The following is a 5,229-nucleotide window of genomic DNA, read 5'->3' as shown; positions in this document are numbered from 1 at the left end:
GACGACATGCTCATAGGCCAAGGGCCCTGCGGGGCCAGTGCACGATGAGGGCCTCATGCGTATCTGTCTGATCAGCGAAACCTGGTTTCCCGAGATCAATGGCGTTGCCCATACCCTGCTACAGCTGAGCCGGGAACTGACGGTTCGCGAGATTGAGCAGCAGCTCGTTCGTCCCGCGCCGATCACTTCCAGCAGGCGAAGCAGCAACGCCACTCTGCCAGCAGCCGGCCCGCTATGCGCGACTCGGCCGGGCTGCACGCCTGCGCGCCCTGGGCTGCCGCTGGCCGGTCATCGCAGACATCTTTCTATCAGTCCTCGAACAGGCCCGGGAGACACCCTATGCGCCCACGCACCCCTGCCGTATTTGACCGCCTCGACCTGCTGGAGTGGCAGCTCTGCCAGCGCTTTGCGCGTCTCAGCATCCACCGCCCCTGGCTGACCACGCTGCGGATTGCCAGCAAGATCGGCGACTGGCCCGTCTGGGTCGCCCTGGTCGCCGCCCAGCCGCTTTTGGATGAAAGCCTGGGCAACCGGCGCCTGCTCCAGTACAGCGTTACTGCCCTCGTTGCCCTTGTCGTCTACCGACTGATCAAGACCCGCTTGTGCCGCGAGCGGCCCTTCATCACCTTCGTCAATGTCATTCAATGCGGCGAGCCGGCACGCGACCGTTACAGCTTCCCCAGTGGCCACACCATGCACGCGGTCATGTTCTGCGTCCTGGCCGCCGCACATACCCCCTGGCTACTGCCAATCCTGGTGCCGCTGTCGCTGCTGATCGCCCTGTCGCGGGTAGGGCTCGGGCTGCATTACATCAGTGACGTCGTCGCCGGGGCGGCCATCGGATGGGCATTCGCATTGGCGAGTCTTCACCTGGCCGGTTAAACGGCTAAACGGTAAAAAGAAGCGTCACCTCATCTTCATCCCCTCGACACATCACTGACCCGCCATCGTCACAAGCGGTCGCCAAGATGACGCCTGTCATTCATTTCTGTTCAGCAGGTGAGACCGATGCGACTTCAGACGACTGCACGCAAGAACCGACCCCTGGCCACCCTTCCCCGTACCATGATGGGTACCGCACTTGCCGGCGCCCTGGCCCTGACCGCCTTCCACGCCAGCGCCGACCTCTCCTCGCGCTTCGTTGATAATGATGGCGACATGGTCGCCGACACCCCCGCCGACGAGTCCCAGTGGGTCGATCCCGACACCCTGGTCTTCGCCTATACACCGGTGGAAGACCCGGCGGTCTACGCCGAAGTGTGGGCCGGCTTCCTCGACCACCTGAGCGAGACAACCGGCAAGCGGGTGCAGTTCTTCCCGGTGCAGTCCAACTCTGCCCAGCTCGAAGCCATGCGCGCCGGGCGCCTGCATGTTGCCGGCTTCAATACCGGCGGCGTGCCGGTCGCGGTCAACTGCTCCGGCTTCGTTCCCTTCACCATGATGGCCGCCGAGGATGGTTCCTTCGGCTACGAGATGGAGATCATCACCTACCCAGACAGCGGCATCGAGACTGTCGAGGACCTGACCGGGCGCAGCCTGGCGTTCACCTCGGAGACCTCGAACTCGGGATATCGCGCCCCTTCGGCGCTGCTGCGCTCCGAATACGGCCTTGAGGCCGGCGAGCACTTCGAGGCCGCCTTCTCCGGCAGCCACGACAACTCGGTCCTCGGTGTGGTCAACAAGGATTACGATGCCGCCGCCATCGCCAACTCGGTCGCCCGTCGCATGATCTCCCGCGGCGTGGTCAACGAGGGTGACTACGAGATCATCTACACCTCCGATACCTTCCCCACCACGGCCTACGGCACCGTCTACAACCTCCATCCGGAGCTGGCCGAGAAGGTGCAGGACGCCTTCTTCAGCTACGACTGGGAAGGCAGTGCGCTTGAGGCCGAGTTCGCCAACTCCGGCGAGGCACAGTTCATCCCCATCACCTACCGGGAGAACTGGGAAGTCATCCGCACCATCGCCGAGGCGAACGGGGTCACCTACGACTGCGATTGAGCCAGGTACGCATGATTTGCACCGGCCGGGAAGCGTCTTCCCGGCCTTCGTTCACCGATGACGGAGAATGCTCATGCTGACTCTATCCGGCGTCTACAAGCGCTACCCCACCGGGGACCGAGCCCTGGTCGATATCGACCTGACCTTGCCCCGCGGCCAGGTGATGGCTCTGATCGGCCCCTCCGGGGCCGGCAAGAGCACCCTGATCCGCTGCGTCAATCGCTTGGTGGAACCCAGCGAGGGCAGTATCCGCCTGGGCGATACCGAGTTGACCCGGCTATCCGGGCAGCAATTGCGCAGGGCCCGTCGCGCCATGGCGATGATCTTCCAGGAGTACGCCTTGGTGGACCGCCTGACAGTCATGGAAAATGTGCTCTCCGGGCGGCTCGGCTACGTGGGCTTCTGGCGTAGCTTCCTGCGTCGTTATCCGCAGGAGATCGTGGCCGAGGCGTTCCGCCTGCTGGAACGGGTCGGGTTGGCCCATGCGCTGGACAAGCGTGCCGATGCCCTCTCCGGCGGCCAGCGACAGCGGGTCGGCATCGCCCGTGCCTGCTGCAGAGCCCCCAACTGCTGCTGGTCGACGAGCCCACCGCGAGCCTCGACCCCAAGACCTCGCGCCAGATCATGCGCTTGATCCGTGAGCTATGCGCCGAGCGCGAACTGGCCGCTATCATCAACATCCACGATGTGGCACTGGCCCGCCAATTCGCCGACCGTATCGTCGGCCTGCGAGCGGGTGAAATCGTCTTCGATGGCGCACCCGGCGAACTGACTGCCGAGATCCTCACGACCATCTACGGCGAGGAGGACTGGGACACCCAGGCCGCCGAGGAGGAGTCCCCTGCCGCTATCCCTTCCCGGTCTTCGGCGGAGGAGACCCCGCTGACCCCGTGTCTGGCTCCTGACCTGGCCACGGGAGGCGCCCGATGAGTCGCCAAGCGCTCGCCAGCCAGGGCCAGTGGCGGCGCCTCCCCTTCATCGCTGACCCGAAGCTGCGCTGGGGGCTCGCCATCGGCACGGTCGTCTATCTGGTACTGGCGCTCTCCACCGTGGACGTCAATTGGGCGCGGGTCGCGGAGGGCGCCAGCCGCGCGCTCAACTTCCTCTCCGCCTTCGCTCAGCCGGATTTCGTCAACCGACGTACCGATATCGTGAATGGCCTGCTGGAAAGCCTGACCATGACGCTGACCTCCACGGTGATCGGGGTGGCACTGGCCATTCCCGTGGGGCTGGGCGCGGCTCGCAACATTGCTCCCTGGCCCGTCTACCTGCTGTGCCGAGGCATCATCACCGTGTCGCGCACCTTCCAGGAAGTGATCATCGCCATCCTCTTCGTGGTGATGTTCGGCTTTGGTCCCCTTGCCGGCATGATCACCCTGGCCTTCGCCACCATCGGCTTCATGGCCAAGCTGCTGGCCGAGGACATCGAGGATCTGGACTGGCGCCAGGTGGAAGCCGTCCGCGCCACCGGGGCGAGCTGGTGGCAGACCATGAACCACGCCGTGCAGCCCCAGGTCATGCCGCGCCTGATCGGCCTCTCCATGTATCGCCTGGACATCAATTTCCGCGAGTCGGCGGTGATCGGCATCGTCGGTGCCGGTGGCATCGGTGCCACGCTCAACACCTCGATGAGCCGCTACGAGTACGACACCTCGGCGGCCATCCTGCTGATCATCATCGCCATCGTACTGCTCTGCGAATACACCTCCAGTCACGTGCGGCGCTGGACCCAGTAGTGCAATGACTACGCGCACCAATAGCGGCGTTGCTCGAATGCTCATTGCATTGGATTATATAGAGGAATGAATCATGCCTGTCTCGACCACGCCCCAGGGCACGCCCATCTGGCGCCTGCGCACCACCCGCGCCAGTGGCTGGGCTACCTGACCTGGCTGGCCGGCATCTCGCTGTTCCTGCTGTGCTGGAAGATGATCTCCGACAACACCATGTGGGTGTTCGTCGAGGATGCCGGCCGCCAGGGCAGCGACCTGCTCAGCCGCATGCTGCCACCACAGTGGAGCTATGCCCACCGGCTCTGGAAGCCGATGTGGGATACGATCAACATCGCCACCCTGGGTACCCTGCTGGGTATCGTCATGGCCTTTCCGGTCGCCTTCCTGGCGGCACGCAATACCTCCCCGCATCCACTGGTGCGCAGCGTTGCCCTGGTGGTCATCGTCTCGTCGCGCTCGATCAACTCCTTGATCTGGGCCATGCTGCTGGTGACCATCCTCGGCCCAGGCGTATTGGCCGGCATCATCGCCATCGCACTGCGCTCGATCGGCTTCATCGGCAAGCTGCTCTATGAAGCCATCGAGGAGATCCACCCCACCCCTGTCGAGGCGATCAGCGCCACGGGGGCCGGACGTATGCAGGTCATGAGCTATGGTGTGCTGCCACAGGTGATGCCCGCCTTCGCCGGCATCAGCGTCTACCGCTGGGACATCAATATTCGCGAGTCGACGGTGCTCGGCCTGGTGGGTGCCGGCGGTATCGGCCTGCAGCTCAATTCGGCGATCAACAGCCTGGCCTGGAATCAGGTGAGCGTGATCTTCCTGATGATCTTCGTCACCGTGCTGGCCTCGGAGTGGGTCTCCGCCCGGGTACGTCACGCCATTATCTGAGGAGTGGCGCCGCTGACCACCAGGGGCTCGAGCGCCTTGCCCCTCACTCAGCCGGGAAGAAAGCGTGCCGCGAGATGACTAGGCAAGATCAGGCCCCGTGATAGCCGTCCTCTTCGGGATCCTCATGGGCACCCCTGGGCAGTTCGCCGGCCCAGGCCATGGCAGCGGTGCGTTCGCGGCGAGAGAAAGTGCGGATCTCCACCGCCTTGAACAGCCGATCCTCCAGGTGGACGATATGCTCGATCCACGCCTGGTCGGTGACCACGGCGGCCCGGTGGTAGTGATCGAGATCACCGAGCTGAGTCAGGCCATAACCGATGTCCTTGAGCAGGGCAGTCGGCGTCATCAGCCGCAGGTTGTCGACCTCGATCACCAGGCTGATAACAGGATGATCCCGCTTGGCGGCCTCGATGGCATCAATGGCGTGCTGCAGCTCACTGCCCGTCACGATACCCCCTGCCTTCATCGCCACGACATGGTCTGCCGGGTGGGGAATCAGATCCAACATGGGCATTCTCCTTGAGGTCTGGCGCAATACAACGTGTCTCGGCCACTTTCAGCATAGCGCGCCAGGGCGGCCAGGCGGAAAGCATGACGTGCG

5 protein-coding genes and 1 pseudogene are annotated in these 5,229 nt (G+C 64.1%); 5 read left to right on the top strand and 1 reads right to left on the bottom strand.

Annotated elements, in window-relative coordinates; genetic code table 11:
* Positions 1-339 precede the first annotated feature (339 nt).
* From Q427_RS13000 to phnE (Q427_RS12980), 5 genes and pseudogenes are all read left to right on the top strand, one after another.
* On the top strand, positions 340-882 hold the full coding sequence (locus Q427_RS13000; RefSeq protein ID WP_043514506.1) for a phosphatase PAP2 family protein: 543 nt from the start codon (positions 340-342) through the stop codon (positions 880-882).
* Between the two features lie 183 nt (positions 883-1,065).
* Positions 1,066-2,004, top strand: coding sequence for a phosphate/phosphite/phosphonate ABC transporter substrate-binding protein (gene phnD, locus Q427_RS12995; RefSeq protein ID WP_442905487.1), 939 nt, complete (start codon positions 1,066-1,068; stop codon positions 2,002-2,004).
* Positions 2,005-2,077: 73 nt separating this feature from the next.
* Positions 2,078-2,934 (top strand): annotated as a pseudogene (gene phnC / locus Q427_RS12990) (phosphonate ABC transporter ATP-binding protein).
* Positions 2,931-3,740 carry a phosphonate ABC transporter, permease protein PhnE gene (gene phnE, locus Q427_RS12985; protein ID WP_043514503.1) on the top strand — a complete coding sequence of 270 codons (810 nt, stop codon included), beginning with the start codon at positions 2,931-2,933 and terminating at the stop codon, positions 3,738-3,740. The pseudogene phnC and the gene phnE (Q427_RS12985) overlap by 4 nt, the downstream one beginning before the upstream one ends.
* Positions 3,741-3,806: 66 nt before the next feature.
* The gene (gene phnE / locus Q427_RS12980; RefSeq protein ID WP_231613677.1) at positions 3,807-4,628 is read left to right on the top strand and encodes a phosphonate ABC transporter, permease protein PhnE; all 822 of its coding nucleotides are present in this window, start codon (positions 3,807-3,809) and stop codon (positions 4,626-4,628) included.
* A gap of 88 nt (positions 4,629-4,716) precedes the next feature.
* On the opposite strand, the gene Q427_RS12975 is transcribed toward phnE (Q427_RS12980), so the two are convergent.
* Positions 4,717-5,136 (bottom strand): STAS/SEC14 domain-containing protein, encoded by a 420-nt coding sequence (locus Q427_RS12975; RefSeq protein WP_051496349.1) that lies wholly within the window; start codon positions 5,134-5,136, stop codon positions 4,717-4,719.
* Positions 5,137-5,229 lie beyond the last annotated feature (93 nt).

The organism is Halomonas sp. BC04, from assembly GCF_000568385.1.
This window is presented reverse-complemented; position numbering and strand designations above follow the sequence as displayed.